This is a genomic window from Marinoscillum sp. MHG1-6 (assembly GCF_024714475.1).
GTDB lineage: Bacteria > Bacteroidota > Bacteroidia > Cytophagales > Cyclobacteriaceae > JAMZMI01.
In genome coordinates this window covers 268,676-283,944 of record NZ_JAMZMI010000002.1, presented here as the reverse complement: position 1 = coordinate 283,944, position 15,269 = coordinate 268,676, and the positions used below count along the sequence as shown (strand labels likewise).

Here is a 15,269-nt window from a genome sequence, read left to right as displayed (position 1 = left end):
GATAAAAATGAAAAGTAAGAATAAAAGAGGCCATTTAGGTGGTATTTTGGAAAATCGCCTTTTCAGGTTACTGGTTTTGGTAGCCGTCTTTACCGGTATTTCATCTTGTGAAGACAGTTTACAGGAGGAAGCACCGAGTGAATTTGACTCGTCTGATTTCTATAAGGATGCTGCTACGGCTGAGATGGGTGTGATGGGGATATACAATGCCATATCTCATGAAGATTTCTATGGCAGATGGATGAGCTATGAGCTACAGGGACCCACTGATATCAGTAGGTTCAACCGATCCAACAGGGATAGAAATGCTGCTCATGGTCAGGTAAACGATCATATATTTACTGAGGATAATCAGGCCATATCTCAGGCTTGGGCCAAAGGATACGAAGCGATTTATGCGGCAAATCTGGCAATAGATGGGATTAGACCGCTTTATGAAACCACATCGGATGAAGACATCAAATTTGCATACGCAGAGGCTCATTTTCTAAGGGGTGTTGTTTACTTCGAAATGGTGAAAAAATGGGGGGATATACCCTTGAAGACGACAACTATAGAGACTGTAAGTGAAGCCAAAGTAGTAGCCCGGACTCCACAGGTTGAAATCTACGAGCAAATCGAGAAGGATTTGAAATTTGCTGCTGAGAATCTGCCATGGGCATCATCCGGTAAGTTGGGAAGAGCCAGCAAAGGAGCTGCTTTAGGTATGTTGACGAGGGCATATCTGGCATGGGCTGGTAAGCCGATAGAGGATGCGACCAAGTATGAAGATGCTCGGTTGGCAGCCAAGGAGATCATCGAAAGCGGTGAGCATCAATTATTGACTGACTTTGAGTTCATTGAACCTACTGCTGATGGTTTTAGAGGCGATCGGGCAGAGATGTTTGATAACTACCCTGAGCTTTGGTGGAATATTGCCCTGGGAGTTACCGATGATACGGAGATCATGTGGGCGATTCAATACTTGTACACTGCAAATCAGGATGATAGTGGGTGGATTGGTGCCTGGCATGGAGTTGGTACTGCGGATAAGAGTGCCGGCGGTCCTGGAAGGGGTGACAACAGAATGCCTCTGACCTGGTCGTTCTATGATTCGTTTGAGGCATCAGATTCCATTCGTAGAGATTATTCATGCTTTTTATTTCGAAGCCGGGGTTCGGGAGGCGTTAATGCCTGGTACGATCTTCCTACAAATAGTTCGGAAGGTACCCCATACTATTGGGGTATAGGTAATGGTAAATTCAGAAGATACCTGATGCCAGAGGTCTCTGAAAACAACAACAAAGAGAGTATGGACTGGCCGGTGATCAGATATGCAGATGTGTTGCTCATGTATGCTGAGGCAGCTCTCATGACCGGGACAGATGTGGCTGATGGTTTGGAAAAACTCAATATGGTGCGAAGAAGAGCTCATAACCTTCCTGTCAATACAGCTTCAGCTATTGATAAGGGGTCATTGACCCTGGATGTGGTGATTGATGAGCGCGCATGGGAGCTTTGTAGTGAAGGGCTGAGAAAGCATGATTTGATCAGATGGGGGATTCTAAAGGAAAGAATCATGGCAGCCGGAGCAGCATTTGAGACCAGATGGTCCGCCATGGCTCCTGCAGATAATGGATTCTATGTGGGACATCTCAACTTCAAGGATCATCATGTTTTGTGGCCTATACCGAATTCAGAGTTTGTGCCGAACCCATTCATCCTTTCAACCGATCCAACGAATAATGGATACAGGTAGTGTTTAATTATAATTCGAATGAATATGAAATACATTGAAAAAAATTATAAAATGCTTGTACTGGCCCTGTTGGTCATTGGTCTGGTCCTACAAGCTTGTGAAGTAGATCGCGATATTCTTGCGGACACTAGTAAAAATAATGAACCGCCTGCTGGGCTGGGGGTGGGAGCAAGTACCCTTGTGGCACTGGAAGGTGAAGCGACTGAGTTTTATATTTCCAGTACCAAGACCTTGCTAACGGATCACACTTTTAACATTGTAGATAGTACCGGCAGGGGAGGATATACTTTGGTGGATGAGGACGGCTCAACAGGACCGTTTACGCTTCCGGCAGGAGAGAAGTCCCTAAAGCTGTTTTTTACCTTTACAGATGATGACAACTGGACTCCAGTGTCTTCTGCGGATACGGTTATTTTAAAGTTGGATGCATTGGAAGGTGAAGGGGCCTTCCTGACAACGGTTCGACTCGGTGATGAAGATGATGGAAATGAGACTTATTTTACCACAACGGTAGTTAAATTGGAACGTTCACCATCACCTCCTACAGTAAACATGGCAGCGACTTCAGCTTCTTTCAATGAAGATGATGGTTATGTGCTGCGTCTTGAAATGAGTAAGCCAAGTGGTGAAGATGGTACCATTGATTTGGTTCCTACTTTTGTGTCTGATAAGGCCAAAGTCAACGATTACACCACAAGTGCGTTTGCGATTGATGGGAATGGCGTTATTACCGTTAATGTTGCCAAAGGAGCTGAGTATGTAGATATTCCATTGACCACTGCTGATGTTTTGAAGGAATATAATGATGTGATCAGTTTTGAACTGGCAAATCCTGTTAAAACCAATTTGGGTGCTAACAGAACCATAGAGTTGACCATTATGGATGATGATCGTGCAACGGATTATCGGGAAATTCCGGTTTCATCTGACGGTACAGGCAATGGTTCTAATACAAACAATGAGGGTATGGATGGTAACTTAGAACCAGCTAGAAGAGATGCAACAGCAGATAATGTTGACTCTCCAAATGACAATCGATGGTCTTTCCTTCAGTACCAATTACCTGCTGAACTGGACAAGTCTAATGTGATTTTCGCCAGGATATCTATTACTTCTGCAAGATCTGGTGATGTTCAAGGTATCCTTGATGCACTTGAGGTAGAAAGTGTTCCAATCGGTGTGACTACCGTTCCGGATATTTATGATGTTACTGATTTCGATGATGCTGGTTTCAATTATCAGGTTTTCAAAGACTGGACTAAGGGAACGCTTATAACTACTTTCGATTTTAGAGCATATGAGGACCCAAGTGCCGAAGTGAAAGTTAGTTTCTCAACTGATCAAATTGATGTAAAGGCGGGCATAGAGGCTGATGGAAATGATATTTTTTCCATATCCCTTTATCCAGAAAGAGATACCCATGTGAGACCGGATGGTTCAACTGGTAATCCAAGAATGTTCATGGCAAGTGAAACTACTGATGACCGTAGTGTGCTTTACTTGAGCTGGTACACAGAGGGTGTAGAAGAGTAAGGTTTGATTTTAGTTTGGGTTTTTGATTGATTATAAAAGAGAGCAATCATGATTGCTCTCTTTTTAAAACCCATGTTAGGGTTTGCCCAGTTAAAATCCTAAGTTATAGTGCAAGACATCTCAGGTTAGCATGGTCCAATCGTGTGGGTTTTGACTATAACAATAGGTAAAAAATACATACTGAATTGTTTCCTGTAAAATATTGAGGAATAGACAGAACCAGTAAAGGAGAACGTTAATTGGCAATTTGGAAAAATGTTTCCCCAACGTTTAATAGATATGATTATGAGATATTTGGAATCCCGTTTTTTAAGGTGTGTTATATTCTTATTGGCGTATTGTGCCATGTCATCAAACCTGCTGGCCCAGCTATCCGGCACCCGATATCCTCAGCTAAAAGAGACGCTCACCCCGTTTAGGTTACCGATGGCGCATCCGGATTCAATAAGCTATATTTTTCTGGATGATGATAAAGATCCCGATGGGATCAAAGCAACCCTTCTAAACGGCAAAAAGGTCCTTTGGATTGATGACGATGATGATATGAAAATTGGTGATCTCGAAGGGGACATGGACAATGATGCCTTGCTTATTGATATAAACAATGATGGGCTTTACAGCGATGAAGAAGATATTATTCTGGACTATTTGGATGAAGATGGAGATGGGAAAGCAGATTATATGGCTTTGCTTGAAAATGGGTTGAGAGAATTTGAAACCGAATGGCTGACCTGTCACTATATATGGATGATTGATGAGGATCAGGATGGGGTTTTTGGTCATATGAACTGGGATACCTTCACCTTCGAAGCATGGGATCATGCAGGTCGGGCTAATTTCTTTACCGATTACAATGGAGATGCCATCTTGCTGAAAGCCCACAATGAGCCATGGAATATGGAAAACTTATCCTACAATTGGGAAAATCCATTTTTACATTTTGACGAGGACAATGATGGTTTATCTGAAATGGCCATTCGAATGCTGGATAGACCTCAGGCAATTGAAAATACAAAAGACTTCATCACACTGAAGTTCAGTGAGAGCGTGTCTTCCGTTCAGATGGGATTTGATCTCGATAATGATACTGAGCCCGGCAATGAGCTGGATTTTGATATGAGTTTGAAGTTCTCAGGAAAGGGTTTCCAGTATCAGGATCAGGTTCACCCGTTCAAATCTCACCCTATTGCTGAGGGTTCTGACCAGTTTTTTACCGATCCCCGGTATAGACATTTGACCGAACTCATTTACCCTGGACGAGAAAATGCTTATGACTTGACTTTTGATCGAGGAGAATGGGAATATTGTTGGTTTGTTTTTGATGAGGATGATGACTGCAACAGATGGGAGCGTGTGGAGTTTTACGACCCTAAAGATCCATTTAAGATAGGCTCTGGAAACGGAGGCCTGGATGATAATCCACAGGCGGATGCAGCAGGTGACAGAGGAGAATGGGATAGTGATTTTTCAGGAAAGGGAAATTTGTACATCTCACCACTCGACGGAAAAATTCATTTGTATGGAGCAGAAACCGGCTATTGGAGAATAGATCAACATGCCTTGTTTTTCCAGGGTTGGCAGGGCTGGAGAGGGGATAACCTGCAGCCAGAAGATACTGATCCTGTGGAGCCGGAGAGATTTGCTACCGTAAAATATGAGGACACGGATAACAATGGTTTCTTTGATAAGATTAGCTATGATATGGATGGCGATCAGGTGTTTGAAGAAAGCTTTTCTCTTTGTGATGCAAAGCAGCCTGACAAAGGAGAGATTTTCGTTACCGCTGATATGGAATATGAAGACTACAGCAATCTGTTTAACAAGGTCGCCAGGGTTCAGTCTACAAAAGCAGTCCAGATGCTTGCTCTTGCCAGGCAAGCCGGGTTAAATACAGATTATTACAATTTCTACAAAAACCCACGAAGCGTCAATGAGCAATACAATCATGGATATTGGTTGTCCTATTACTTGCTTAGAGATATAAAGCAACTGAAGGTCATCAATCCAAAGGTCAAGGGCATCGACGAGGATAGGGTGTATTATAGTTTACCAGAGTGGACAAGAGACCTTTAAGAGGAAAAAGGACTCTTATCATTTGTCAGTGCTATTGGTAACATCTGACATCCTGAAAGGTTTCATCCTCCGGTAACTTTACATGGTTGTTTGAATGATGGTCTCTTAGGCTTTTGATGAATCTAAATGGCGAGAATTAGATATAAACGTCTATTAATAATGAACAAAATATTATTGAACAATAAGAGTAACCCTATGTTTCGCATGCTGGTAATGTGTTTAGTTGGGTTGATTAGCCAGGGAGCGTTGATCTTCAATTTGCAAGCTCAATCACGACCGACTACTACTCAACTTCTTGAATATGCACCTAAGCTGGCGGGAAGTCCCTCAATAGCGATACACGATGGTTATGCTTACATGCTTTATACCGATGGAAACGACTTTATGGGTAAGATAACCCGATATAACCTTTCGGATGGTACATCGGCAAATTCAGGTCCTTTGTTTGAGACGATTGGCGAAAATGATGCAGGGCACAACGATGCTGCCCTTGCCGTAGACGGGAATGGTTATTTACATGCGGTGATAGGTGTTCATAATGATAAAATCAGGTATTATAAATCTACCGGGCCAGGCACTTACGACAGTTTTGAGGAATTGAGTTCCAGCATGCCAGGATACAATGATACAGGTGTAGATATAAAGGAGTACACCTATCCCGTGGCAGAAACTGCGTCCAATGGTGATGTGGTTTTTGTGATGAGAAGAAATGGTTATTACGTTGATGGAGGCGGTTCCCAGCATTTTGAGAAGCAGGATCTCTATCACTACGACTTGTCCACGGGTCAGTGGAGCATGCTTTGGGTTAAGGGAAAAAATTCAGACATCAGTAATGAAAGATACAAAAACGCCTACATGAGTAGAATTCATGCTGACGGTGATAATAATATTCATATTGTCACGGCCTGGTCATGGTATCACAATGGTTCGAATACATTTCAGAGAGGTACATATTTGAAGTATGATGTCGATACCGGCAAATGCTATAAAGCCGATGGCACGGACGTTACTGCTAACCTGCCAATCTATGTAGACGACACAGATGGTTCAGTAGACTTTTTCTTCAATAGTGGTTTGGAGTGGGGTAAGCTGACCATGGAAATCCAAACACCTCATGTGACCTTAAATCAATTTGGGCACCCTGTTGTTTCGTTTGCCAGAAACTGGGAGCCTGGCTTAACCAAAGAAGCAGATGATAGAGACCCCGATCTCCCGGAACCGATCATGGAGCGAACGATATCGGCATGGGATGGGACTCAATGGGTGTTGAAGGACCATTTGTCAGGAGAGAAACCCGGTGGCCGACCATTGATCGCTTACACCGGGGAGCAATTAAATACCTATTCAAGAGATAACAATGGTACACGATACATTCTAAGTTCAATTGACGGAGGTTTTTCATGGCCTGGAAACTACGAAGAGGGAGGTACCTCATGGATGCCTGCAGTGGCCAAACTCAGTGAAAATATCGATTTACTGTTGGCTGGTTTTAGGTTATTTAAGGTTGAGTACCCTGAAAAGAGCCCGCCACCAACACTGGTTATAGATACTCCGGTTGATGGAGAACGATTTCTTGCACCTGATCAGGTTGCCACTATTCAGGCTACAGCTACAAGCGAGGCGGGTGTAGATTATGTTGATTTCTATATCAATGGCGTACTAGCGCATACTGACGCTAGTAGTCCGTATGAATACGACTGGCAGCCCTCGGGGTATGGTAGTTTTGAGATCAAAGCTATTGCCACGGATATCAATCAAAAAGCTTCTGATCCGTTTGCATTGGATATTATTGTTGACTCAAGAATTAACCTGGCAGCAGGTGAGAATGGAGGAAGCGTTTCAGGGCTATCAGGAGAACAGAACGATGCCAACGGCTATTACCCTGCAACAAATCTTATAGATAATTCAGCAGTTGAAACGGATCGTTGGTCGGTAACAGGTTTTCCCAATTGGGTGGAAATTGACCTTGGATCGAATAAATTCATAAGCAGAACAGAACTTATTGCCTATGAGGACAGGGCCTACCAGTTTATCATAGAAGCCAAAGTAGATCAGGGAGAGTATGTGCAAATTGTTGATCGCTCTGCCAACGTCACGGCGGGTGCGGTGGATGCTCCGATTGCGGATGAGTTTAGTCCCACAGAGGCCAGGTTTGTGAAGCTAACGGTGCAAGGGGTTAACCAGAATATATCCACCTGGACTAGCATATTGGAATTCAGGGTTTTCGGCAAGGAAAGTGTTGATTCAAACCCAACATTATCATGGAACAGCCCAATACACAATCAACTGTTTTTCGAAGGGGATGATGTGACGCTGAGTGTGAATTCATATGATGATGGTAGTGTCACCCAGGTTGAATTCTTTAACGGTTCAGAATCGCTAACAGTAGATACTTCAGCACCTTACGAATACAAATGGACCAATCTGCAAAGTGGTTATCATGTTGTCAAAGCCGTGTCGACCGATAACGATGGAAATAAGACTTCCAATCAGCTTAATATCAGGGTTGAGATCATTCCCAATGCGGCACCGGAAGTGTCTATTTCAAGTCCATCAGAAGGAGCCGTCTATACCACAGGAGAGACCATTACAGTGTTGGCCACAGCCACTGACAGCGATGGTTCGGTTTCCAGGGTTGAGTTCTATCTGGGCACGGAGTTAATAGCTACAGACAACACAGCCCCATACTCGATGGATATCGAAAATGCATCCGCCGGTTATTATAACCTGAAGGCAATTGCCATAGACGATGATGGAGCATCGGGAGTCTCTGTTCCTGTTTTGATAACCGTGGTGGATCCACTTCAGGTAAGTAGTGAGTATATCTACTCATATTGTGTATATCCTAACCCGGTTTCAAACGTTCTAAATATTGAATGGAGGGGACAGCGCGATCAACATGTTCTAAGTAGGATCGATGTAGTGGGAATGGATGGTAGAATTGTTAAAGCAATAACACCTCAAAATGAAATGGATGTAATTAGGATCGATGTTTCAAATATGCCGGTTGGGTTATATATTCTGAACATTGTTGGCTCAGATAACAACATTCTGGGACATTATAAATTCCTTAAGAACTACTAATGGGATTTAATCAATTATTTGCGGTTTTACTGGTTGGGTTAGTTGGGCTTTTAGGCTGTAATGCGCCAGTAAATTCCAATGAAGGTTTATCCCAGCCAAACATCCTTTTTATAGTAGTGGATGATTTAAATGACTGGGTTGGGCATCTGGGTGGCCATTCACAGACGATCACCCCTAATTTGGACCAATTGGCTGCGAGTGGGATGGTATTTAACAATGCACATACCAATGCGCCTTTATGTGGACCTTCCAGAGCCTCTATGCTTACTGGTCTCCGGCCATCCACCAGTGGAGTTTATTTTCATATATCAGATCATGACCTCGTTAGGCAAATTGAAATGGACTCTATCAGGGCCGTTTTGCTACCCGATTATCTCGAACAAAATGGGTACAAGACGATGGGGGTAGGAAAGGTCTTTCATCTGGGCGATGGCGGTGGTGTTTTTGATGAGTATGGTGGTTTGGCAGACTTCGGTCCACGACCAGAAAAGCATTTTAAGTATGATCCTACCTGGCTGGATAAACCAAAAGGCACTTCGACTGACTGGGGAGCATTCCCCGAACACGATTCCCTTACATTTGATCAGAGAATCGCAGATTGGTCGATTGAAAAGCTTGGAGAAAAACATGATAAGCCCTTTTTTCTAGCAACAGGGTTCATGAGGCCTCATGTGCCCTGGTATGTGCCTCAAAAATGGTTTGACCAATTTGGCCTGGACACGATTCAAACTCCTCCCTATTTTCAGGGGGATTGGGATGATATTCCTGAAATGGCTGGCAAGATTACGGATTGGCCCATGATGCCCGAGATGGAGTGGATGTTGGAAGAAGGCTACTGGAAGGAGGCGGTGCAAGCATACCTAGCAAGCGTGCACTTCGTGGACTATCAAATTGGGCGCTTACTGGAAGCTCTGGAAGCCAGCGATTATGCTGACAATACCATTATTGTGCTGGTTTCAGATCATGGATATCACATGGGTGAAAAGGGACTGTTTCAAAAGGGAACCTTATGGCAGAGATCAACGCACATTCCCATGATATGGTCAGGGCCAGGCATAGCAAAAGGCACTACCAATGAACCGGCATCCTTGTTGGATATTTATCCCACGCTACTTGATTTTTGCGGGTTGGAACAAGCCGACCAGCTGGAAGGTGCTTCACTTGTGCCCATACTGGGAGGAGAGTCTGAAACAATCAATAATGTAGCAATAACCACCTATGGTCCCAATAACCATTCAGTGATTGATGGTAAGTGGCACTATATCAGATACAATGATGGGGCGGAAGAGCTTTACAATCTGGTTGATGATCCTAATGAATGGAGCAATCTGATTGGTCAGGTGGGTGCTATTAGCGATGAAGAACTTGAACATCACCTACCTAAAAATAATCAACCCAACAATCCGGATAGTCATGTTCAATCCACACCCTATTATGCTGAGTATTCCACCGCAAACTGATGGATGAATACGTTTAGATAAAGTTAAAATAAGATAACTCAATCAACGATGAGAAAGATATATAATCACATGCGCAGGGTGATTGGCCTGGGTGCGATAGTGATGTTGGTTTTTGTATTTAACAAATGTGGGGTTAGCCAAGGCGAACCAATCAAAAAGCCAAACATCCTTTTTATTATGAGCGATGATCATGCGGCTCATGCAATTACTGCATATGGAGGTATTTATGATGAATACCTTCAGACACCAAATATAGATCGTATAGCCAATGAGGGAATCAGGTTCAATAATGTTTTTTGCACCAATTCCATTTGCGGTCCCAGCAGAGCAACCATCCTTACAGGGAAATACAGTCACAGGAATGGCTATTATAAAAATGAAGGTGGAGGAAAATTTGATTCTTCTCAATGGACATTCCCACCAGTCTTTCAGGAGAATGGATATACTACGGCCTTATTTGGAAAATGGCATTTAGGAACGCAACCGGCAGGTTTTGATTATTTCAAATACCATGATAACGCAACACAACAGGGGTATTATTATGATCCTGTTTATAATGAAAATGGCCAAAAAGTAATTGAAAAAGGATATGCAACAACCCTCACTACCGATTTCGCTATTGACTGGCTTGAAGGTTTTGATAAGGATACAAAGCCATTCCTGATGATGCTTCAATATAAAGCGCCTCACAGAAACTGGTATCCCGAGGAAAAGTACGTAGATCTATTTAACGGTATTGAAATGCCTTATCCGCCAACATTCGAAGATGATTATCAAGGCCGTGAGCAAACTGCCGGTGATACCGACATGACCATGGACTTTTTCAATAAAAAGGACATGAAGATGACGCCTCCTGAAGGTTTGAGTACATCTGAAATGGAAAAATGGGTAGACTGGGGTAATAGACGAGGTTTTGGAGAGGGCTGGTTGCCACATGACTCCATGTCCGTTGAGGAGGCCAGAAAATGGAAATATCAGCGATATATCAAGGATTACCTGGCTTGCGTAAAATCTGTTGACGATAATGTGGGACGTGTGCTTGATTATCTCGATGAAAATGGTTTATCTGAAAATACCATTGTTATTTACACTTCCGACCAGGGGTTTTATCTTGGTGATCACGGTTGGTTTGACAAGCGTTTTATGTATGAGGAATCCTTACGGATGCCATTCCTTATGAGATATCCACAAATTGTTAAGGAGCCAATTGTAAACAATGATGTTATCTCAAACATTGATTTTGCTCCTACATTATTGGATTTGGCAAGGCTGGAAGTACCATCAGATGTGCAAGGAAATAGCTTCAAATCTCGCATTGCCGGCGATACCTCGGAAGAATGGGATCAGTCAATGTACTACCATTATTATGAATTTCCAACCTGGCATCATGTTCAGCCACATTATGGAATTCGAACCGATCGCTATAAACTGATTCACTTCTATTACAACGTGGACGTGTGGGAGCTTTATGATTTGGAAAATGATCCCCATGAATTGAATAACCTGAGCGGTCAACCTGAGTATTCTGGGATTTTGGATAATCTAAAAATGAAGCTCCTTAAACGGCAGGCCGAATACGGAGATTATGGATCTTTGGAATATTTCAGGGAGATAACAGATAAAGATTTTGGTAATATTTCAGGATAAGGCCATTAAATCATGCACCATAGTTATGGTAAAAGTTGAATGTTTTGGTGGTTGGTAGAAACTAAAAACCCTCTAAAAATTAATTTTAGAGGGCTTTGAATGATCTAGGGATTTAAAAGTCGGGGTGACTGGATTCGAACCAGCGACCTCCCGCACCCTAAGCGGGTACTCTAACCGGACTGAGCCACACCCCGTAAGCTCAAAACAAATCTCTCTAAAACTGGTGAGATATCCATATCTGAATTAGCATAAGTGGTGATAAAAGAAGGTGCCTAAAAGGGGAAGTATTGTTAAGGCGGTAGGATTACTTTATAGTGATTCATTCTTTCGAAAATTCCGAGAAAAGTCTGCCTTTACATGGCACTTTTTCTTTTTACTCGCTCACTCAATCAAGCTTGAATCGCTGTAAAAAGAAAAAGCCCGAAGACTTTGTCTTCAGGCTTTTCTCTTGTCGGGGCGGCAGGATTGAACGCGCATGGCTAGTGCTGCGACCCCGGTCACAAGAAGATAATATATTCTTTCGATCCATTCTTTCGAAAATTCCGAGAAAAGTCTGCCTTTACATGGCACTTTTTCTTTTTACTCGCTCACTCAATCAAGCTTGAATCGCTGTAAAAAGAAAAAGCCCGAAGACTTTGTCTTCAGGCTTTTCTCTTGTCGGGGCGGCAGGATTCGAACCTGCGACCCCCTGGTCCCAAACCAGGTACACTAACCGGACTGTGCTACGCCCCGAACAATTTCCCCCAGACATCTGTCTGAAACGGAGTGCAAATGTAGAATTTTTTCTAATTAATAAAAGACCCCCTTTAGAGATTTTCTAAAAAATTATTTCATGCAATAAAGTTGCATAAGTACTACCTTTGTAATCATGGAATTAAATGTGCTAAAAGGCATACTGAAACAGCATGATTTAAGGATTACAGACTGTCGTTTAGACGTGCTGGATTTCTTCATTCAATCAGAACATGCCATCTCCACACGAGCATTAGAGACACAGTTTGGCCAGTACGATCGCGTAACCCTTTATCGTACGATTAACTCATTCACCGATAGTGGAATCATACATAGTATTCCTGATGACAGCGGATTTGCGCGTTATGGCTTATGCCATGAAACCTGCAACCCTAAGGACCATACTCATGATCACGTCCACTTTAAATGCATCCGGTGTGGCCAAATCGAATGCCTACCTGATCACCACGTACCCACAGTTTCAATTCCGGGGTATACGATCCGGAATACTGAATTAATTATTAACGGAATTTGTAAAAGCTGCAATTCATAATTCAGATAGATTCTTGAGAGGTTTATTTATCATTTTGGGAATTCTTCTGACATGGGTTGTTGAAGCTCAGGTTCAGGACTCATGCCGCCAGGCGGTGAGTGGTTATGTATATGATATTACGACTAAGGAGCCATTGCCCCTGGCGAGTGTTCGGGTGGTAGGAGAAAATCGAGGGGCCAATACCAATACTGAGGGTTTCTTTGAATTTAGTACCAGGTGCAATGAGGAGCTTGACCTTGAGTTTTCTTACCTGGGATATAAAGCTGTCATCCATCATCACGACCCATATCACGAGATTCCAAATATTTACCTGGCAGAGGAGGGCGTATTGTTGGAGAGCGTGGTTATCGAAGGGAAGGAGGAAGCGTTTATGAACTCCACCAGTAGTTCATCTTTGGATATAAAAGAACTGGATGCTAAGAGGTCGGGTAATCTGGGACAATTGGTATCGGAACTTTCCGGTGTGACAACTTTATCTTCCGGTCAAAACATTGTAAAGCCGGTAATTCATGGGTTACATAGCAATCGAATTTTGATCATCAATGATGGAGTGCGCCATGAGTTTCAGAATTGGGGTGTAGAGCATGCGCCTGAAATAGATCCGGCCCAGGTGGATAATTTGGAAGTAGTAAAAGGAGCTGCCACTGTTAAATATGGACCTGATGCACTTGGAGGAGTATTGTTGATCAATCCTCCGCAACTGGACTTAAGTGCTCCATGGGAAGGTCATGTATTGACCAGTGCGAGTAGTAATGGCGGGGCAGGTCATGGAGAAATAGCTTTGCAAAAGGGATTAAGGCACATGGCCATGTATCTTCAGGGGTCGGCAACCAAACAAGGAGATCTACATACACCGGCTTACAACCTGACTAATACTGGCAAAGAAGAATTTGGATACTCAGGGGCTCTACGTTGGCATGAGGGGAAATTTGACCTGACATGTCGATATTCCAGGTTCAATCAGAAACTGGGCCTCCTGAAGGGGTCTGTCAACGGTAATCTAACAGATCTTCAATTGGCACTAACGAGCGAGCCACCTCATGAAACAAGATCTTTTTCATACGGCCTTCGTCAGCCCTACCAGTGGGTGGACCATCAGATTTTTCAGGCCGAGGGCGGCTACCGATTGGGAGGTCATTTATTGAATGCCAGGTATGCTTACCAGGTTAATCATAGACAGGAGTACGATTTGAGAAAAGGGACATCCAGCCCGACTCCTAACATCGATTTACAGCTTGCATCGCAGTCTTTGGACCTGGATTGGGTCCACCCTCGAATAGGACGCTTAAATGGTCAGGCAGGCTTGCAATGGCAGTACCAGGATAATGATAATATACCGGGGACGAGAACTGCGCAGTTTATTCCTAATTACAATTATCAGCGACTGGGCGTGTTTGCCATTGAAAGTTGGGAAAGGGACCGAATGACCATAGAGGCCGGATTGCGTTATGACTATCACCATACATCTGCACGAGGTGTGTTCCAGGCCAGGAGATATTCTCAGGAGCTATCTTATCATAATTTGACTGCCAGTTTTGGTTTTAAAAACCAGGTTTCGCAGCGTGTAATTTGGAGAATGAACCTGGGAAGTTCATGGAGGCCGCCTAATATGGCAGAGCTGTACAGCTTTGGCAGGCACCAGTCCGCATTTGATTACGGTTTTTGGACCTATTCTATTGATGAAACGGGTCAGCCATTGATTGCTGAAGAGGCGTTAACCAATCAAGAAAAAAGGGTGAATCCAGAGTCAGGGTATAAATGGATTTCTTCCATAGAGGTAACCGGGGAACGATTACAATATTCATTTACTGTTTATACTAACTACATAGCTAACTACATCTACACCAGGTCCGCAGGGGTCACTCAAACCGTGAGAGGGGCGTTTCCATACTTTATTTATGATCAGGACAATGCATTCTTCACTGGATTTGACGCTGAGGCAAAATTGGACCATAATGAGTTGCTTTCCAGTCAGGCGTCAGCAAGCTATGTCTACGCACGTAATATGGGGCAAGGTGGTAGCTATTTTGTGGGTACGCCACCTGCTCAGATAAACTATTCATTGTTTATAGAACCAGATTTGCCTTTTGGAGATTTGACCAGGTTAACCCTGAAGGGGAGGTATTATTTTCATCAATGGTTGGCTCCACGAGTGATTTCAGTAGATCAGATTTTGGAGGCGGATGCTAATGGTGAAAATCTGTTTTCGAGCGATAATAGTGCCTTTGATTTAATGAGTCCCCCTAAAGGCTATTTTTTAATGGACCTTGGGTATAAAATGGTTTTTGGCAAACTTCATGTTTCGTTCGTGGTAGCGAATGTACTCGATATTTCTTATCGAAATTACACGGATCGCATGCGGTATTTTGCTGATGAAATGGGTAGGAACCTTACGCTATCCTTGAAATGGAAACTTTAATATTTATCATTCCACAATTTTGAATGTAGT

General features: G+C 43.1%; 8 protein-coding genes and 2 tRNA genes. 8 read left to right on the top strand and 2 right to left on the bottom strand.

Annotated features, from left to right (window positions below; all coding sequences use genetic code 11):
- The first annotated feature begins 7 nt into the window (after nucleotides 1–7).
- The 6 genes from NXR94_RS04965 to NXR94_RS04940 all read left to right on the top strand — a co-directional run bounded on the left by NXR94_RS04965 (nucleotide 8) and on the right by NXR94_RS04940 (nucleotide 11,535).
- Nucleotides 8–1,738, top strand: coding sequence for a RagB/SusD family nutrient uptake outer membrane protein (locus NXR94_RS04965; RefSeq protein WP_258103476.1), 1,731 nt, complete (start codon nucleotides 8–10; stop codon nucleotides 1,736–1,738).
- A gap of 24 nt (nucleotides 1,739–1,762) precedes the next feature.
- Nucleotides 1,763–3,271 carry a hypothetical protein gene (locus tag NXR94_RS04960; RefSeq protein WP_258103475.1) on the top strand — a complete coding sequence of 503 codons (1,509 nt, stop codon included), beginning with the start codon at nucleotides 1,763–1,765 and terminating at the stop codon, nucleotides 3,269–3,271.
- A gap of 345 nt (nucleotides 3,272–3,616) precedes the next feature.
- Complete coding sequence (locus NXR94_RS04955) at nucleotides 3,617–5,344, top strand: hypothetical protein (RefSeq protein WP_258103474.1); 1,728 nt, start codon at nucleotides 3,617–3,619, stop codon at nucleotides 5,342–5,344.
- 159 nt (nucleotides 5,345–5,503) lie between these two features.
- Complete coding sequence (locus NXR94_RS04950; protein WP_258103473.1) at nucleotides 5,504–8,428, top strand: Ig-like domain-containing protein; 2,925 nt, start codon at nucleotides 5,504–5,506, stop codon at nucleotides 8,426–8,428.
- Complete coding sequence (locus NXR94_RS04945) at nucleotides 8,428–9,888, top strand: sulfatase (RefSeq protein WP_258103472.1); 1,461 nt, start codon at nucleotides 8,428–8,430, stop codon at nucleotides 9,886–9,888. Before NXR94_RS04950 ends, NXR94_RS04945 begins: the two co-directional genes overlap by 1 nt.
- A 48-nt stretch (nucleotides 9,889–9,936) precedes the next feature.
- The gene (locus NXR94_RS04940) at nucleotides 9,937–11,535 is read left to right on the top strand and encodes a sulfatase (RefSeq protein ID WP_258103471.1); all 1,599 of its coding nucleotides are present in this window, start codon (nucleotides 9,937–9,939) and stop codon (nucleotides 11,533–11,535) included.
- 119 nt (nucleotides 11,536–11,654) lie between these two features.
- Here the strand turns inward: NXR94_RS04940 and NXR94_RS04935 are convergent.
- Nucleotides 11,655–11,729 (bottom strand) — tRNA-Pro (locus tag NXR94_RS04935).
- A 463-nt stretch (nucleotides 11,730–12,192) separates the two neighbouring features.
- A tRNA-Pro gene (locus NXR94_RS04930) sits at nucleotides 12,193–12,267 on the bottom strand.
- A gap of 136 nt (nucleotides 12,268–12,403) precedes the next feature.
- On the opposite strand from NXR94_RS04930, the gene NXR94_RS17170 reads away from it, so the two are divergent.
- Together NXR94_RS17170 and NXR94_RS04920 are read left to right on the top strand one after the other, a co-directional pair.
- Complete coding sequence (locus tag NXR94_RS17170) at nucleotides 12,404–12,820, top strand: Fur family transcriptional regulator (RefSeq protein ID WP_374987995.1); 417 nt, start codon at nucleotides 12,404–12,406, stop codon at nucleotides 12,818–12,820.
- Between the two features lie 13 nt (nucleotides 12,821–12,833).
- Nucleotides 12,834–15,239 (top strand): TonB-dependent receptor, encoded by a 2,406-nt coding sequence (locus NXR94_RS04920; RefSeq protein WP_258103469.1) that lies wholly within the window; start codon nucleotides 12,834–12,836, stop codon nucleotides 15,237–15,239.
- The last annotated feature ends 30 nt before the right edge of the window (nucleotides 15,240–15,269 follow it).

Bases quoted from the DNA above. Each gene is read 5' to 3' on its own strand.
- NXR94_RS04965 (WP_258103476.1), top strand. From the start codon at position 8: ATGAAAAGTAAGAATAAAAGAGGCCATTTAGGTGGTATTTTGGAAAAT.
- NXR94_RS04960 (WP_258103475.1), top strand. From the start codon at position 1,763: ATGAAATACATTGAAAAAAATTATAAAATGCTTGTACTGGCCCTGTTG.
- NXR94_RS04955 (WP_258103474.1), top strand. From the start codon at position 3,617: ATGTCATCAAACCTGCTGGCCCAGCTATCCGGCACCCGATATCCTCAG.
- NXR94_RS04950 (WP_258103473.1), top strand. From the start codon at position 5,504: ATGAACAAAATATTATTGAACAATAAGAGTAACCCTATGTTTCGCATG.
- NXR94_RS04945 (WP_258103472.1), top strand. From the start codon at position 8,428: ATGGGATTTAATCAATTATTTGCGGTTTTACTGGTTGGGTTAGTTGGG.
- NXR94_RS04940 (WP_258103471.1), top strand. From the start codon at position 9,937: ATGAGAAAGATATATAATCACATGCGCAGGGTGATTGGCCTGGGTGCG.
- NXR94_RS17170 (WP_374987995.1), top strand. From the start codon at position 12,404: ATGGAATTAAATGTGCTAAAAGGCATACTGAAACAGCATGATTTAAGG.